This window comes from Mesorhizobium sp. CAU 1732 (assembly GCF_039888675.1).
Taxonomy (GTDB): Bacteria; Pseudomonadota; Alphaproteobacteria; order Rhizobiales; family Rhizobiaceae; genus Aerobium.
Genome location: NZ_JBDQQR010000001.1, coordinates 1,022,195 through 1,035,824, shown reverse-complemented (window position 1 = coordinate 1,035,824; position 13,630 = coordinate 1,022,195). Strand labels below are relative to the sequence as shown.

Genomic DNA, 13,630 nt, shown 5'->3' with positions numbered 1-13,630 from the left:
CATCTGCGCGAAGGCGCTGGCCCAAGGCGCGGCTCCGCACGCGCGACATAGTCGGATGACGGCGCACGACGGCGTCCTTCACGGCGGCATCGCTTGCGCTCCCTCGAGCCGGGGAATGTCGATGTCGGTCGCGATCGAAGAAGCCAGCCCATCCATCCATCAGTCCCGACGATCAGGCGGGCGCGAAGCGAGGCGGACGGTTCGCGCAGCGCCATTGTCCGACGACATCAATCCGGTACGGCCCGGCCTCGAAGGCGGGCGCTACCGGCCGCTTTCCGATGCCGATCTCGACAGCATCCACGAAGCGGTTCTGACGGTCCTCGAAACCGTCGGCTTCGCCAATGCGATCCCGACATGCCACGAGGCGCTCATGCGCGTCGGCGCGGAGCATGGCGCGGACGGACGCATCCGCTTTCCGCGACGCCTCGTGCTGGAAACGATCCGGACGGCCGCACGCCACTTCACCCTTCACGGACAGGACCCGCGCCACGACATGGTCGTGCAGGGCAAGCGCGTCCACTATGGCACCGCAGGCGCGGCGGTGCATCTCGTTGATGTCGAAAAGCGCGAATATCGCGAATCCCTGCTTCAGGACATCTACGACGCAGCCCGCATCGTGGATCGCATGGACAACATCCACTTCTTCCAGCGGCCCATGGTCCCGCGCGACATGGTCGATCCCGCCGACATGGATCTGAACACGCTCTATGCCTGCGTTTCGGGGACCACCAAGCATGTCGGCACGTCGTTCACGGTTCGCGAGAACGTCGCGCCGGCGCTCGACATCCTCTACGCGATCGCCGGCGGCGAGGAGAATTTCCGAGCGCGTCCCTTCGTCTCCAATTCGAACTGCTTCGTCGTGCCGCCGATGAAGTTCGCCGAGGACGCATGCGGCGTGCTCGAAGCCTGCGTCGAAGGCGGCATCCCGATCCTGCTTCTGTCCGCGGGCCAAGCCGGCGCGACCGCGCCAGCCGCGATTGCGGGTGCCGTGGTGCAGGCGGTCGCGGAAGTTCTCGCGGGCCTCATCTATGTCAACGCGATCAAGCCGGGCCATCCGTGCATCTTCGGCACATGGCCGTTCGTGTCCGACCTGCGTACCGGCGCTATGTCCGGCGGTTCGGGCGAACAGGCCCTCCTGACAGCCGCCTGCGCGCAGATGGCGCAGTATTACGACCTGCCGGGCGGGTCCGCGGCCGGCATGGCGGATTCGAAGCTGCCGGACGTCCAGTCGGGTTATGAAAAGGGTATCACCGACGTGATGGCGGGCCTCTCGGGCCTCAATCTCGTCTACGAATCCGCCGGCATGCATGCATCGCTGCTCGGCTTCTGCCTGGAGAGCCTGATCATCGACAACGACATGATCGGCCAATGCCTGCGGTGCGTGCGCGGCATCGAGGTTTCGGACGCCGCCCTCTCGATCGATGCCATCACCGATGTCTGCCTCAACGGACCCGGCCACTATCTCGGCCACACCCAGACGCTGACCCTGATGCAGACCGAATATTTCTACCCCGCCATCGCCGATCGCTTCAGCCCGAAAGAGTGGAACGAAAAGGGCAGGCTCGACATCCTCCAGCGTGCGATCGCCGAAAAGTACCGCATCCTGGCCACCCACTTCCCTCGTCATGTGTCACGCGACGTCGACGACGGGCTGCGCGCACGGCATCCGAACATTTACCTGCCGCGCAAGGCGATGGGCTGGTAGAAACGTCAGCCCGTCACTCGACACTCAACTCGTATCGGTCGACCACCACGGGGCTGATGAGCTTCGAGTGGATGGCGAGCAGAACAAGCTGGCCGTCGAGGCTTTCGCTGCGGTCGATCGCCATCTCGAGCCGACGTTCCGCCGACGCTGTGCTGTCGGGGCCGTTGGCGAGTGCAAAGACGTTCGGACCGACGAGGCAATAGCCGAACAGCTCCGCAACCGGGCCATAGGCGGATTCGGGCGGCTCCCCGTGAGGGAAATGGTCCTTCATCAGGTTGACGATGGTCAGCTTCGCACCCTCCGGGACCTGGGCCGGATGCAAATCCACCGCGCGCAGCGCCTTGTCGAGCATGCGCAGATCGGCCGAGCGGCCGAATGTACCGAAAAAGCCGAGAGAGGAATTGCGTCGCGTCATGTCTATGGCCGTCATCGCTGGATCGTCTGAACAATCCGTACATGGCGACGACGTCCGCGCCAAGGACCATGCCGTGGCGTGTCGCGCCCTGCAATTTGTGCTTGCGTGATTGCCGCAATCACGCCACATTTGCGGCGGGGCGGGTCATCATTCGCGGCGCGGCGGCGGCGAAGGAGGCACTATGCATCGATCGGTCACCCGGCGAGGACTTCTCGCGTCTGCGTCTTTCCTGTTCATTTCTTCCTATTCATCGACGGCCGAGGCGGCGTGCAGCTTTGCTCCGACGCCGGGCAACGACGTGTTCCTGTGCGACAGCGATACGTTCATCGGCAACCTGAACGATCCCGGCGGCAGCAACACGCTCCTCTTTCCGGCAGCCGGGACAGGAACCATCGACGGTGGCGTGACCTTCGGAAACGGCGCGGACCGCATCGAGATGGATTCGGGCCGCATCACCGGGGACGTCAATCAGGGCAGCGGAAACGACAGCTTCATCATCTCCGGTGGCACGGTCGACGGCAACATCCAGCAAGGGTCGGGACTCGACGACTTCCAGATGACCGGCGGCGTGATCGGCTCGCTCAACCAGGGCGATGAACTCGACACGTTCTTCATGTCCGGCGGGCGCATCATCGATTTCTTCGACGATGGCGACTACGGCGTCATGACCGGCGGACGCATCGGACGCGTCAACCTCAAATCCGCGAACAACTATTTCGAAATGACGGGCGGGACGATCGACCGCAACCTGATCGCCGGCCTGCAGAATGATACGATCATCATCGATGGCGGTACGGTCGGCGGCCGCATCAGCGTCTCCAACGGCACCGACAGCATCACCATCCGTGGCGGCTCCGTGGGCAACGGGATCGTCACCGGCAACGGCAACGACACCTTCCTCTGGGAGAATGGCGGGGTCGTCTATGGCGACATCGACATGGAAGCGGACACCGACACCGCCGTTCTGCGCAACCTGACCAACGCCCATCTCGGCGGCGCCACGGTCATCTCGGGCGGCAGCGGCACGGACACGATGACGCTCGACAACGTGACCTGGGACGGGCTCAGCCGCCTGACCAACTGGGAATCGATCGCGGCCACCAACGATACCGAGCTGACATTCGACACGGATCTCGTGCTTGGCGATGCCGGGACGGGAACCGGAGTGCTTTCGGTGGATGCGACGAGCACGCTGTTCGGCGGCGGCAACAATGGCGTCGTGCGGGCGTTCTCCGCCGCCGGCCTGGCGCAGGTCACCAATGCCGGCCGCATCGACCTCACCAATGGCGGCGACAGCCTCAGCGACACGTTCACCATCGCGGGCAATTACATCGGCGATGGCGGCCTGCTTCTGCTCCAGACCGAACTCGGCGATGACAGCTCGGCATCCGACCGCCTCGTCATCCAGGGCGGAGACGCCTCGGGCGCGACATCGATCTCGGTGGTCAATGTCGGTGGAGCGGGCGCGAGCACCAATTTGAGCGGCATCATGGTGGTCGAGGCGACAGCGGGAGCGACGACGCAGGCAGGCGCGTTTTCGCTGAACGGCCCCGTGGCTGCGGGCGCATACGAGTATCTCCTGTTCCGTGGCGGCGTCTCGGCGGGCGAGGAAGAGAACTGGTATCTTCGCTCGACCCTGATCAATCCGCCCACCGTCGAGCCGCCGCAGCCGGCCCCCGCGCCGCCGCCGCTGGAGCCGGTCGCACCGCCTCCGCCGCCGGTCGCACCCGAACCCATCGTGGAAGCCCCACCGCCGCCTCCACCCCCGCCCGTGCTTCCGCCGGAGCCGACACCGGTCGACCCCGATCCGGTAGACCCGGCACCGCCCGTAGAGGCGGTCGATCCGCCGCCGCCTGCGGTCGAGGCTCCTGAAGAGGCAGCCCCACCGGTTGCGCCGCCGCCACCTCCGGTTCCGCCGACGGAAGCCGCCCCCGTACCCGCACCGCCCGGACTGCCACCCGTAGCGCCGCCGACACCCGGCGCCACGCCGGTCATCGCGGACATCGTTCCGCTCTTCCGCGTCGAGGTGCCGACCTACGCGGTGGTGCCGCCGGTCGCCCACCACATGGCGATTTCGACCCTCGGCACCTTCCATGAGCGCCGTGGCGAGCAGGCCCTCGTCAACGGCGCGGGCTGGCTACCCACGAGTTGGGCGCGCGTCTTCGGCCAGGACGCCGATCTGAAATGGTCGGGCACGGTCGCACCGGGCTTCGACGGATCGCTCTACGGCTTCCAGGCCGGGCAGGACATCGCCGGATGGCAGAACGCCTACGGCTCCACCCGGGTGGGCGCATTCCTCGTGCACACCGAACTGGACGGCACGGTGCGCGGCCAGGCGCTCGGCTGGAACGACCTCACCGTCGGCGACCTCGATCTGTCCGCGACGAGCTTCGGCGCGAACATCACCCATATCGGCGAGAACGGCTGGTATCTCGATGCCATCGCCATGGGAACGTGGTTCGACGGGTCGTCGACATCGAGCCGCGGGATCGGCATCGACCTCGACGGCAGCGCGCTGACCCTATCGCTCGAAGGCGGATACCCGTTCGCCCTCACGCCGGACTGGACGCTCGAGCCGCAGGCGCAGCTCATCTGGAACCGGACGTGGCTGGACGAGACGAGCGATACCTTCTCCACCGTCTCGTTCGACGGCAGCGACACGCTGACCGGGCGATTGGGCGCACGCCTGCAGGGTACGTTCGACACCTCGGCCGGCCAGTTCCAGCCATATCTCAAGGCCAATCTCTGGCACACATTCGACAGCGAACAGGCGATCCTGTTCGGGTCGGATGCGATCGTCACGCAGATGGAGGGCACGTCGCTCGAACTGGGCGGAGGCATCGTCGCCAAGCTCTCCGAAGCCGTCAGCCTGCATGTCACCGGCGATTACACCACCAATCTCGGCGGCGAAAAGCAGCGGGTCTTCGAAGGCAATGTCGGCCTGACGCTGAAGTGGTAGCGCCCGATCAGTGATTGTTGCGCGGGATGCCTTTGGTCTGCGCAACGCGCTGATATTTGACCGCCGGCTTCAACACCATGCCGGCGGATAGCTGGTCGACCATGCCGCGCTGGATTTCCTGCCACGGCGTCTGATGGTCGGGATAGCGATAGCCACCCGCCTGCAACAGCGCCTCGCGGCGCGACGACAATTCATCGTCCGAGATCAGGATGTCGGCGGTCGCCTTGCGCAGGTCGATACGCACGCGGTCGCCCGATTTGAGCAACGCCAGCCCGCCGCCGACGGCAGCTTCCGGCGATGCGTTGAGGATCGAGGGTGATCCCGACGTTCCCGACTGGCGCCCGTCGCCGATGCAGGGCAGCGAATGGATGCCCTTCTTGATGAGGTAGGCAGGCGGCTGCATGTTGACGACTTCCGCACCGCCGGGATAGCCGACCGGTCCCGTGCCGCGCATGAACAGGATGGTGTTTTCGTCGATGCCGAGCGCCGGATCGTCGATGCGGGCGTGGTAGTCTTCCGGCCCGTCGAACACCATCGCCTTGCATTCGAACGCGTCGGGATCGTCCGGGTTGGACAGATAGCGGTCGCGGAACTCGGCCGAGATCACGCTGGTCTTCATGATCGCGCTGTCGAAGAGATTGCCGCTCAGATTGATGAAGCCGGCATGCTCCTTCATCGGGCTTTCGACCGTCCTGATCACCTTGGGATCGAGGTTTTCGGCCGTTGCGCAATTGTCCCCGATCGTCTTGCCGTTGACGGTCTTCGCGTCGGGATAGGGCAGCAGGCCCGTCTTCATCAGCTCGCCCACGACGGCCGGGACGCCGCCTGCGTGATGATAATCCTCGCCGAGATATTCGCCGGCCGGCTGGAGGTTCACCAGAAGCGGCACGTGATGGCCGACCGCCTGCCAGTCGTCATTGTCGAGCGGCACGCCGAGATGGCGCGCGATGGCGTTGAGATGGATCGGCGCGTTGGTCGATCCACCGATCGCCGAGTTGACGACGATCGCGTTCTCGAAGGCTTCGCGGGTCATGATGTCGGACGGTTTCAAATCTTCCCAGACCATGTCGACAATACGCTGGCCGGTTGCATAGGCCATCTGGCCGCGCTCGCGGTACGGCGCCGGGATCGCTGCCGAGCCGGGAAGCTGCATGCCGAGGGCCTCGGCAAGCGAATTCATGGTCGTCGCGGTGCCCATCGTGTTGCAGTAGCCGACCGAGGGCGCGGACGAGGCGACCAGATCCATGAAGCCGTCATAGTCGATCTCGCCGGCCGACAGCATCTCGCGCGCCTTCCATACGATCGTGCCAGAGCCGGTGCGCTCGCCGCGATGCCAGCCATTCAGCATCGGCCCGACAGACAGCGCGATTGCCGGGATGTTGACCGTCGCCGCCGCCATCAGCATCGCAGGCGTGGTCTTGTCGCAACCGATCGTCAGCACCACGCCGTCGAGCGGATAGCCGTAAAGCACCTCCACGAGGCCGAGATAAGCGAGGTTGCGGTCGAGCGCCGCCGTCGGGCGCTTGCCGGTTTCCTGAATGGGATGGACCGGAAATTCGAACGCCACGCCGCCGGCCGCGACGATACCCTCGCGAACGCGCTTGGCGAGTTCGAGGTGGTGACGGTTGCAAGGCGACAGGTCGGAGCCCGTCTGCGCGATGCCGATGAGCGGCTTGCCCGATTGCAGTTCGGCGCGTGTCAGGCCGTAGTTCAGGTAGCGCTCGATATAGAGCGCGGTCATGCCGGGATCGGCGGGATTGTCGAACCATTGCTGGGACCGAAGTTTGGTCTTTGCGTCGCCGGCCATCGTTCTCTCTCTCCCGAATTCATTCCAACATGAAGGCTCTAGAGCATGTAGCCTACGGCACACAAGTCCGCTGGCGTCCTGTACCTTCGTCCCGTGGACAGCCATGTGCGGCTGCGATAACACCAACGCCAGCTCAGCGGGAGATATACCATGGCGATGATCATCGAAGGCGAGGAACGCATCGAAGCGCCGATCGCCAAGGTCTGGGAAGCACTGAACGACACCGAGACGCTCAAGGCGTGCATCCCCGGCTGCGAAAGTCTGGAAAAGACCGGCGACAACCAGCTTGCCGCGGTCGTGACGCTGAAGATCGGCCCGATCAAGGCGAAGTTCAACGGCGAGGTCGAGCTCAAGAACCTGAAGCCGCCGCACAGCTATACGATCGAAGGCGAAGGCAAGGGCGGTATCGCCGGCTTCGCCAAGGGCGGCGCGGACGTCAAGCTGACCGAGGAAAGCCCGACGGTGACGATCCTGACCTACGAGGCGAAGGCCGATGTCGGCGGCAAGATCGCACAGCTCGGCAGCCGATTGATCACATCGACGTCGAAGAAGCTCGCGGGCCAGTTCTTTTCGTCCTTCAACGAGCAGGTCAGCGGCAACAAGGCCGAAGCGTCGGCCTAGTCGCACCCCCACCCTTACCCTCCCCACAAGGGGGAGGGAGACGTTGGTGTCCCGCCATTTCCAGCAACGCTCCTGCCGAGCATCCACGCTTCAGAATCCCCCTCCCCCTTGTGGGGAGGGGTGAGGGGTGGGGGTAAACACGGGGCTGTCCATGCGAGGGCTATCGTCACGACGTATCCGGCGGTGTGAGCGCCTCGCGTGCGAAATGATGCAGGTCGGCGAGGATGCCGTGGATTTCGTGTGTCGGTCTCAGCCGATAGCCGGGCGGGCGGCCGGGCTTCAGCGGCGACAGGCGGCGCGGGCCGTTGTGCGCAATCGAACGGCTTTGACGCGCCCGCCAGCGGGCAAAACGGCGAGCGTGCTTCGGCAGGTCGTCGAGTGCCGCGGCAAGCGCCCGGAGCCGGAGGCCAAGCCGCGTCGCGTCCAGCAGGTCATGGGGCGCGGGCGGCGGCGGAAGCCGATGCCGCGCCGTGGCGCCGGGGACGCAAATGCGCGGCGCCGCATGCGCCGGCACAAAGCGGCGGCGCGCGCGCTCCGGCAGGCGCACCGGATCGAACAGCGGCAGGACATGCGTGCGCGTGGCGCGGCCTTTTGCGGCCCGCCCGGCGGGAAGGCGCGCGAACCCGGCTGACGGCATGACGGCGGCAATGCCGAAGCTGCGCGGAGCGGGCACCGCGGGATTTGCCCCGGGCTTTCGCGGACGTGCCGGCGGCGGGGTGACGACCAGCCCATGCGCGGCGACGATGATGAGCCGCCGCGCTGCTGCTTCCGCCGGGCGCAGCAGCCGCAGCACGGCGCGGTGGAGATGGCGCGGCAGGGTGGCGGTGCGGTCTGCGTTGCCGGTGATGCCGGCCATCGCCACAAGGGTTACCAGCACGCGCTTCAGCGCCTGACGGTTCGTCTCGATCGCGGCCTTCCAGTCCATCGCGCCCTCCGCGCCCATTTGGTCAGGGCGGCGGGATTATCGCGCGGGTTTGGGGGAGGTGGATAAAATGGGGTGGGGTTCGGAGGGGGTATTTCGCAAGCGATTGATCGGGCGTCGGAAACGGTTTCGGCGATGTGAAATTCTCTCCACCGGCGATCTCCACCTCGATTTCGTCATTCTCGGGCGACCGGAGCGAAGCGGAGGGAGACCCGGGAATCCATGCCTCGCCCGTTGAGGAGAGGCGGGGTGGTGCCGAATGGTCGCAGCAGCGCCGGGTTCTGCACCACCGAGCGATGGAACCGGCGAGGCATGGATCCCCGGGTCTGCGCATCGAGCTTCGCTCAATGCTCCGCCCGAGGATGACGAAGTGGGTGGGTGAAGCTCATCGACAACCATCACCGCCTCCGAACGTGGCTCAGCCGAAACCACCCCACCTTGGCGATCTCCACCCCACCTTCGTCATTCTCGGGCGACCGGAGCGAAGCGGAGGGAGACCCGGGAATCCATGCCTCGCCCGTTGAGGAGAGGCGGGGTGGTCCCGACTGGTCGCAGGAGCGCCGGGTTCTGCACCACCGAGCGGCGGGACCCGGCGAGGCATGGATACTCGGGTCTGCGCCTTTCGCTGCGCTCAAGGCTTCGCCCGAGCACGACGAAGTGGGTGGGGGATGCCTCGAGATGGCGAAGGTGGGAGGTTCTGCCTTGAGGATGACGAAGGGTGGGGCATGCTCACCGACAACCGTCACCGCCTCCGAACTTGGCCCAGCCGAAACCACCTCACTTAGCGATCTCCACCCCACTTCGTCATTCTCGGGCGACCGGAGCGAAGCGGAGGGAGACCCGGGAATCCATGCCTCGCCCGTTGAGGAGGGACTGGATGGTCACGAATGGTCGCAGGAGCGCCAAGTTCTGGACCATCCCGCGGCGGGACCGGAGAGGCATGGATACTCGGGTCTGCGCCTTTCGCTGCGCTCAAGGCTTCGCCCGAGCACGACGAAGTGGGTGGGGGATGCCTCGAGATGGCGAAGGTGGGTGAAGCTCACCGAAAACCGTCACCGTCTCCGAATCTGGCTCAGTCGAAACCACCCCACCTTAGCGATCTCCACCCCACCTTCGTCATTCTCGGGCGACCGAAGCGAAGCGGAGGGAGACCCGGGAATCCATGCCTCGCCCGTCCGTGACAAAGCTAGGTCTTCCTGCCCCTGAAGTTCGCCGGGCGCTTCTGTAGAAACGCCGAGACGCCTTCCTTGTAGTCGTCCGACCAGCCCGCCTCGCGTTGCAAAGAGCGCTCGACATCGAGTTGTTCGTCCAGCGAATTGGTCGTGGCGGCCTGGATGGCCTGTTTCGTCAGCGCGTAGGCCTTTGTCGGTCCGTTGGCGAAGCCTTCGGCGAGCGCGATCGCCTCGTCCATGAGCACGTCGTCATCGACCGCCTTCCAGATCAGGCCCCACTCGGCCGCATCCTCGGCGCTCAGCGGATGCGCGGTCAGGGCGAGCGCCTTGGCGCGGGCCTCGCCCAGATGCTTGGTCAGCCAGTATGTGCCGCCGGCGTCCGGGATCAGGCCGATCCGGGAGAACGCCTGGATGAACTTGGCCGATTTCGCCGCGATGACGATGTCGCAGGCCAGCGCGATGTTGGCACCCGCTCCCGCCGCGACGCCATTGACGGCGCAGATGACCGGCATCTCCAGCGCGCGCAGCTTTTTCACGAGCGGGTTGTAGTAGGTCTCCAGCGTCAGGCCGAGATCGGGGCTTTCGCCCAGCATGGTCGGGTCCCGGTCGGACAAATCCTGCCCGGCGCAAAACCCCCTGCCCGCGCCCGTCAAAACGATCGCGCCGCAGCTTTCGTCCGCCTCGGCGGCGTCGAGCGCTGCGCGAAGTGCGGCGTGCTGCGCTTCGTTGAACGAATTCAGCCGATCCGGCCTGTTCAGCGTCAGGAGGTGATAGCCGTCGCGGCGTTCGTGGATGACGGTCGATTCTGGCACTGCATTTCCTCCCTCAAGTTAGGGGAGTAGGGGAATAGGGCAGTAGGAAAAAAATTCCTTACTGCCGTACTGCCCTATTCCCCTACTCCCCTATTCAAACACAATCGCAGGCGCTGCCGCTTCGGTCGCGGTCTGCTCCGCCTTCAGCCTCTCCCAGACCTTGGCGGCGATCTCGCGATACACCTTGGCCTGCGGGCCTTCCGGGTTCGAGACGACGACCGGCGTGCCGGCATCCGAGCTTTCGCGGACGTCCATGGTCAGCGGCACTTCGCCCAGGAAGGGTACGCCAAGACGTTCCGCCTCGCGGCGTGCGCCGCCATGCCCGAAGATGTCGTAGCGCGCGCCGGTGTCGGGCGCGATGAAGTAGCTCATATTCTCGACGATGCCGAGCAGCGGCACATCGACCTTCTTGAACATGTTGAGCCCCTTGCGGGCATCGATCAGGGCCAAATCCTGCGGCGTCGAGACGATCACGGCACCTGCGAGCGGCACCTGCTGCGCCATGGTGAGCTGCGCGTCGCCGGTGCCGGGCGGCATATCCACCACCAGCACGTCGAGCGCACCCCATTCCACCTCGCGCAGCATCTGCGTCAGCGCCGACATCACCATCGGCCCGCGCCAGATCATCGGCGTCTCCTCCTCGACGAGGAAACCCATCGACATGACCTTGAGGCCGTAATTCTCCATCGGCTTCAGGATCTTGCCATCGACGGTCTGCGGGCGGCCCGAGATACCGAGAAGCCGTGGCATGGACGGGCCGTAGATGTCGGCGTCCAGAACGCCCACCTTCAACCCGAGAGCGGCAAGACCGAGCGCGATGTTGGCGGCGGTGGTCGACTTGCCGACCCCGCCCTTGCCCGATGCGACAGCGATGATCGCCGCGACGCCGGGCACGCCGCGCCTGCCCTGCTGGCGGCTTGCCGGTGCGGCTGCGGGGGGCGGGGGCGCTGGACGAGCCGGTGCTGCGGGACGCGGCGGTGTGGGACGCGGAGGCGCCGCTTCCATGCCGCCGCCCTTCTTTTCCGCCGTCAGTGCGACGACCGCGCCTTCCACGCCTGGCATGGATTTCACGGCGCGTTCGGCCGCCGAGCGCAAGGGCTCGAGTTCCTGCGCACGGGCGGACGGTACGGTGATCGAGAAGAACACCTTCGAATTGGCGATGAAGATATCCGAAACGAGGCCCAGCGAGACCAGGTCTCCCTCGAAGTCGGGTCCCTTGATCGTCTTGAGCGTTTCTAAAACGGCTTCTTTGGTGACGGACATGGCGCTCTTCTGGTTCTATGCTGCGCCTGAGATAGTGCAATTCGGCGCGCGAACCAAGCATGGCAGACGCGGACGCCAAAAAGCGCACCATCAAAAATATTCCACAGCCATGTCGGATGATGGGCAGCGCGTCCGTCCTTGGGGCAATCGCGCAGGGAACGCGACCCCCGGCGCAGCAGGAGGAAACACCATGCAGACGATAACAACATGCCTGTGGTTCGAGACCCAGGCCGAGGAAGCGGCCCGCTTCTACACCTCGATCTTCAAGAACGCGAAGATGGGCCGCATCGTCCAGGCTCCGAAGGATACGCCGGGCAATGACGGCTCGGTCCCGCTGACGGTCGAGTTCGAGATCGAAGGCAACCAGTTCGTCGGCCTCAACGGCGGAAAGATGGATTTCAGCTTCAACCACGCCATCTCGTTCCAGGTCGAGTGCAAGGACCAGGCCGAGGTCGACTATTACTGGGACAGACTGGGCGACGGCGGCAAGGACGTGCAGTGCGGCTGGTTGGTCGACCGTTACGGCCTCTCATGGCAGATCGTGCCGCGCGTGCTGATCGAGCTGTATTCCGGCCCGGATCGCGAGAAGGCCAACCGGGTAAACAAGGCGATGATGAAAATGGTGAAGCTCGACATCGCCGCGCTCGAAGCTGCCGCGCGCGGCTGACTGCGATTTCGTTCCAGGCAAGACCTGCCAAGCAAGACCTGCCAGGCAAAACCTGCCAAGCAAAACCTGCCAAGCAAAACCTGCCAAGCAAAACCTGCCAAGCAAAACCTGCCAAGCAAAACCTGCCAAGCAAAACCTGAAGGAGGACTGTCATGCGATTTGTTGCCTACCTCTCATTCGATGGAAAGTGCCGCGAGGCCTTCGAATTCTACGCCGGGGTTCTGGACGGCGAGATCAAGGCCATGATCAGCAACGGCGAAACGCCGATGGCCGAGCATTTCAGCCCGGAATCGCAGGACAAGATCATGAACGCCTATCTGGTCGCCGACGGCGCCGAACTGATGGGCGCGGATACGCCGGACAGCATGCCCTACGCACCCCCGGAGGGTTTCACCCTCTCGATCCAGCTTGACGACGATGCGCGGGCGGAGCGCATCTTTGCCGCGCTCGCCGAGGACGGCGACGTGCGCATGCCGATGGAGGCGACGTTCTGGGCGCGCAAGTTCGGCATGCTGATCGACAAATACGGCATCCCGTGGATGGTCAATTCCGGGATGATCGAGCAGTCAACATAAGGATTTGCGCCCGGAGACAGGTCATGCCTCCGGGCGCATCCGGCTGTTATGAGCGCATGGATTTCAGCGCCTCGGTCCAGCGATGGAGTTCGCCGAGCATCACGCCAGCACCTTCCTCCATCATGTCCGACGCCTTGAATTCGTCGTTCTCGATGGCCTTGGAGACGTAGGGGATCGCCACGCCCTCGGGCAACGGCATGACACGAACACTCGTGAGCAGCGGCTTGATCGACTGCGCCGCGCGCAACCCGCCTGACAATCCGCCATAGCTGACGATGCCGGCCGGCTTGTATGCCCATTCCTTCGAGACATAGGTGAGCGCGTTCACCAGCGACGGCGGCGCGCAGTAATTGTACTCCGGCATCACGAACAGATAGGCATCGGCCGACGCGACGCTCTTCGACCACGCTTTCGTATGGTCGTGCTTGTAGTCCTGCATGCTCGGATGCTTCGGCTCGTCGTAGACCGGCAGGTTGAAATCGACGAGATCGACCAGCGACACGTCGAATTTTCCGTGCTTTTTGGCAGAGGCGTCGATCCATGCCGCGACCTTTGGACCGATGCGGCCGGGTCGTGTGCTGGCGATGATGATGTTCAGACGTGGCTTCAAGTCAAATTCCTTCCGGTGCTGTGCAATGTCGTGTCACCCCCAGATAGGCTTATAGGCGGGCGTGAACAGAGGTGCGTTTGACAGCAGGGCCGCGAGCGGCAC

The 13,630-nt window shown here is 64.8% G+C and carries 11 protein-coding genes; 5 read left to right on the top strand and 6 right to left on the bottom strand.

All coding sequences use genetic code 11. From position 1 onward, the window contains the following. Positions 1 to 121 precede the first annotated feature (121 nt). Positions 122 to 1,705 carry a trimethylamine methyltransferase family protein gene (locus AAFN55_RS05130; protein WP_347797794.1) on the top strand — a complete coding sequence of 528 codons (1,584 nt, stop codon included), beginning with the start codon at positions 122 to 124 and terminating at the stop codon, positions 1,703 to 1,705. A 13-nt stretch (positions 1,706 to 1,718) separates the two neighbouring features. Here AAFN55_RS05130 and AAFN55_RS05125 read toward each other — a convergent pair whose 3' ends face one another. Then, entirely contained in the window at positions 1,719 to 2,135 is a 417-nt protein-coding gene (locus tag AAFN55_RS05125; RefSeq protein WP_347797793.1) for a hypothetical protein, read from the bottom strand. Between the two features lie 166 nt (positions 2,136 to 2,301). Here AAFN55_RS05125 and AAFN55_RS05120 point away from each other — a divergent pair, with 166 nt between their 5' ends. After that, positions 2,302 to 5,079, top strand: a complete 2,778-nt coding sequence (locus AAFN55_RS05120; protein ID WP_347797792.1) for an autotransporter domain-containing protein — start codon at positions 2,302 to 2,304, stop codon at positions 5,077 to 5,079. 7 nt (positions 5,080 to 5,086) lie between these two features. Here the strand turns inward: AAFN55_RS05120 and AAFN55_RS05115 are convergent, their stop codons facing one another. Continuing rightward, on the bottom strand, positions 5,087 to 6,886 hold the full coding sequence (locus AAFN55_RS05115) for an IlvD/Edd family dehydratase (protein ID WP_347797791.1): 1,800 nt from the start codon (positions 6,884 to 6,886) through the stop codon (positions 5,087 to 5,089). A gap of 150 nt (positions 6,887 to 7,036) precedes the next feature. Between AAFN55_RS05115 and AAFN55_RS05110 the strand changes: the two genes are divergently transcribed. Continuing rightward, positions 7,037 to 7,507, top strand: a complete 471-nt coding sequence (locus AAFN55_RS05110) for a carbon monoxide dehydrogenase subunit G (protein WP_347797790.1) — start codon at positions 7,037 to 7,039, stop codon at positions 7,505 to 7,507. A 166-nt stretch (positions 7,508 to 7,673) separates the two neighbouring features. Here AAFN55_RS05110 and AAFN55_RS05105 read toward each other — a convergent pair whose 3' ends face one another. From AAFN55_RS05105 to AAFN55_RS05095, 3 genes are all read right to left on the bottom strand, one after another. After that, entirely contained in the window at positions 7,674 to 8,432 is a 759-nt protein-coding gene (locus tag AAFN55_RS05105) for a hypothetical protein (RefSeq protein ID WP_347797789.1), read from the bottom strand. 1,183 nt (positions 8,433 to 9,615) lie between these two features. Then, the gene (gene paaG / locus AAFN55_RS05100; RefSeq protein WP_347797788.1) at positions 9,616 to 10,413 is read right to left on the bottom strand and encodes a 2-(1,2-epoxy-1,2-dihydrophenyl)acetyl-CoA isomerase PaaG; all 798 of its coding nucleotides are present in this window, start codon (positions 10,411 to 10,413) and stop codon (positions 9,616 to 9,618) included. A gap of 90 nt (positions 10,414 to 10,503) precedes the next feature. Beyond that, a complete protein-coding gene (locus AAFN55_RS05095; protein ID WP_347797787.1) occupies positions 10,504 to 11,676 on the bottom strand; it encodes an Mrp/NBP35 family ATP-binding protein in 1,173 nt (390 codons plus the stop codon). Between the two features lie 190 nt (positions 11,677 to 11,866). Between AAFN55_RS05095 and AAFN55_RS05090 the strand changes: the two genes are divergently transcribed. Both AAFN55_RS05090 and AAFN55_RS05085 read left to right on the top strand, forming a co-directional pair. Further along, complete coding sequence (locus AAFN55_RS05090; RefSeq protein ID WP_347797786.1) at positions 11,867 to 12,343, top strand: VOC family protein; 477 nt, start codon at positions 11,867 to 11,869, stop codon at positions 12,341 to 12,343. 152 nt (positions 12,344 to 12,495) lie between these two features. Further along, positions 12,496 to 12,918 (top strand): VOC family protein, encoded by a 423-nt coding sequence (locus tag AAFN55_RS05085; RefSeq protein WP_347797785.1) that lies wholly within the window; start codon positions 12,496 to 12,498, stop codon positions 12,916 to 12,918. 46 nt (positions 12,919 to 12,964) lie between these two features. Here the strand turns inward: AAFN55_RS05085 and AAFN55_RS05080 are convergent, their stop codons facing one another. Beyond that, the gene (locus AAFN55_RS05080; RefSeq protein ID WP_347797784.1) at positions 12,965 to 13,528 is read right to left on the bottom strand and encodes an NAD(P)H-dependent oxidoreductase; all 564 of its coding nucleotides are present in this window, start codon (positions 13,526 to 13,528) and stop codon (positions 12,965 to 12,967) included. Positions 13,529 to 13,630: the final 102 nt, after the last annotated feature.

What these genes read in the sequence shown, in the direction of transcription:
- AAFN55_RS05130 (WP_347797794.1), top strand. Translation starts at nt 122, where the DNA reads ATGTCGGTCGCGATCGAAGAAGCCAGCCCATCCATCCATCAGTCCCGA.
- AAFN55_RS05125 (WP_347797793.1), bottom strand. Translation starts at nt 2,135, where the DNA reads ATGACGGCCATAGACATGACGCGACGCAATTCCTCTCTCGGCTTTTTC.
- AAFN55_RS05120 (WP_347797792.1), top strand. Translation starts at nt 2,302, where the DNA reads ATGCATCGATCGGTCACCCGGCGAGGACTTCTCGCGTCTGCGTCTTTC.
- AAFN55_RS05115 (WP_347797791.1), bottom strand. Translation starts at nt 6,886, where the DNA reads ATGGCCGGCGACGCAAAGACCAAACTTCGGTCCCAGCAATGGTTCGAC.
- AAFN55_RS05110 (WP_347797790.1), top strand. Translation starts at nt 7,037, where the DNA reads ATGGCGATGATCATCGAAGGCGAGGAACGCATCGAAGCGCCGATCGCC.
- AAFN55_RS05105 (WP_347797789.1), bottom strand. Translation starts at nt 8,432, where the DNA reads ATGGACTGGAAGGCCGCGATCGAGACGAACCGTCAGGCGCTGAAGCGC.
- AAFN55_RS05095 (WP_347797787.1), bottom strand. Translation starts at nt 11,676, where the DNA reads ATGTCCGTCACCAAAGAAGCCGTTTTAGAAACGCTCAAGACGATCAAG.
- AAFN55_RS05090 (WP_347797786.1), top strand. Translation starts at nt 11,867, where the DNA reads ATGCAGACGATAACAACATGCCTGTGGTTCGAGACCCAGGCCGAGGAA.
- AAFN55_RS05085 (WP_347797785.1), top strand. Translation starts at nt 12,496, where the DNA reads ATGCGATTTGTTGCCTACCTCTCATTCGATGGAAAGTGCCGCGAGGCC.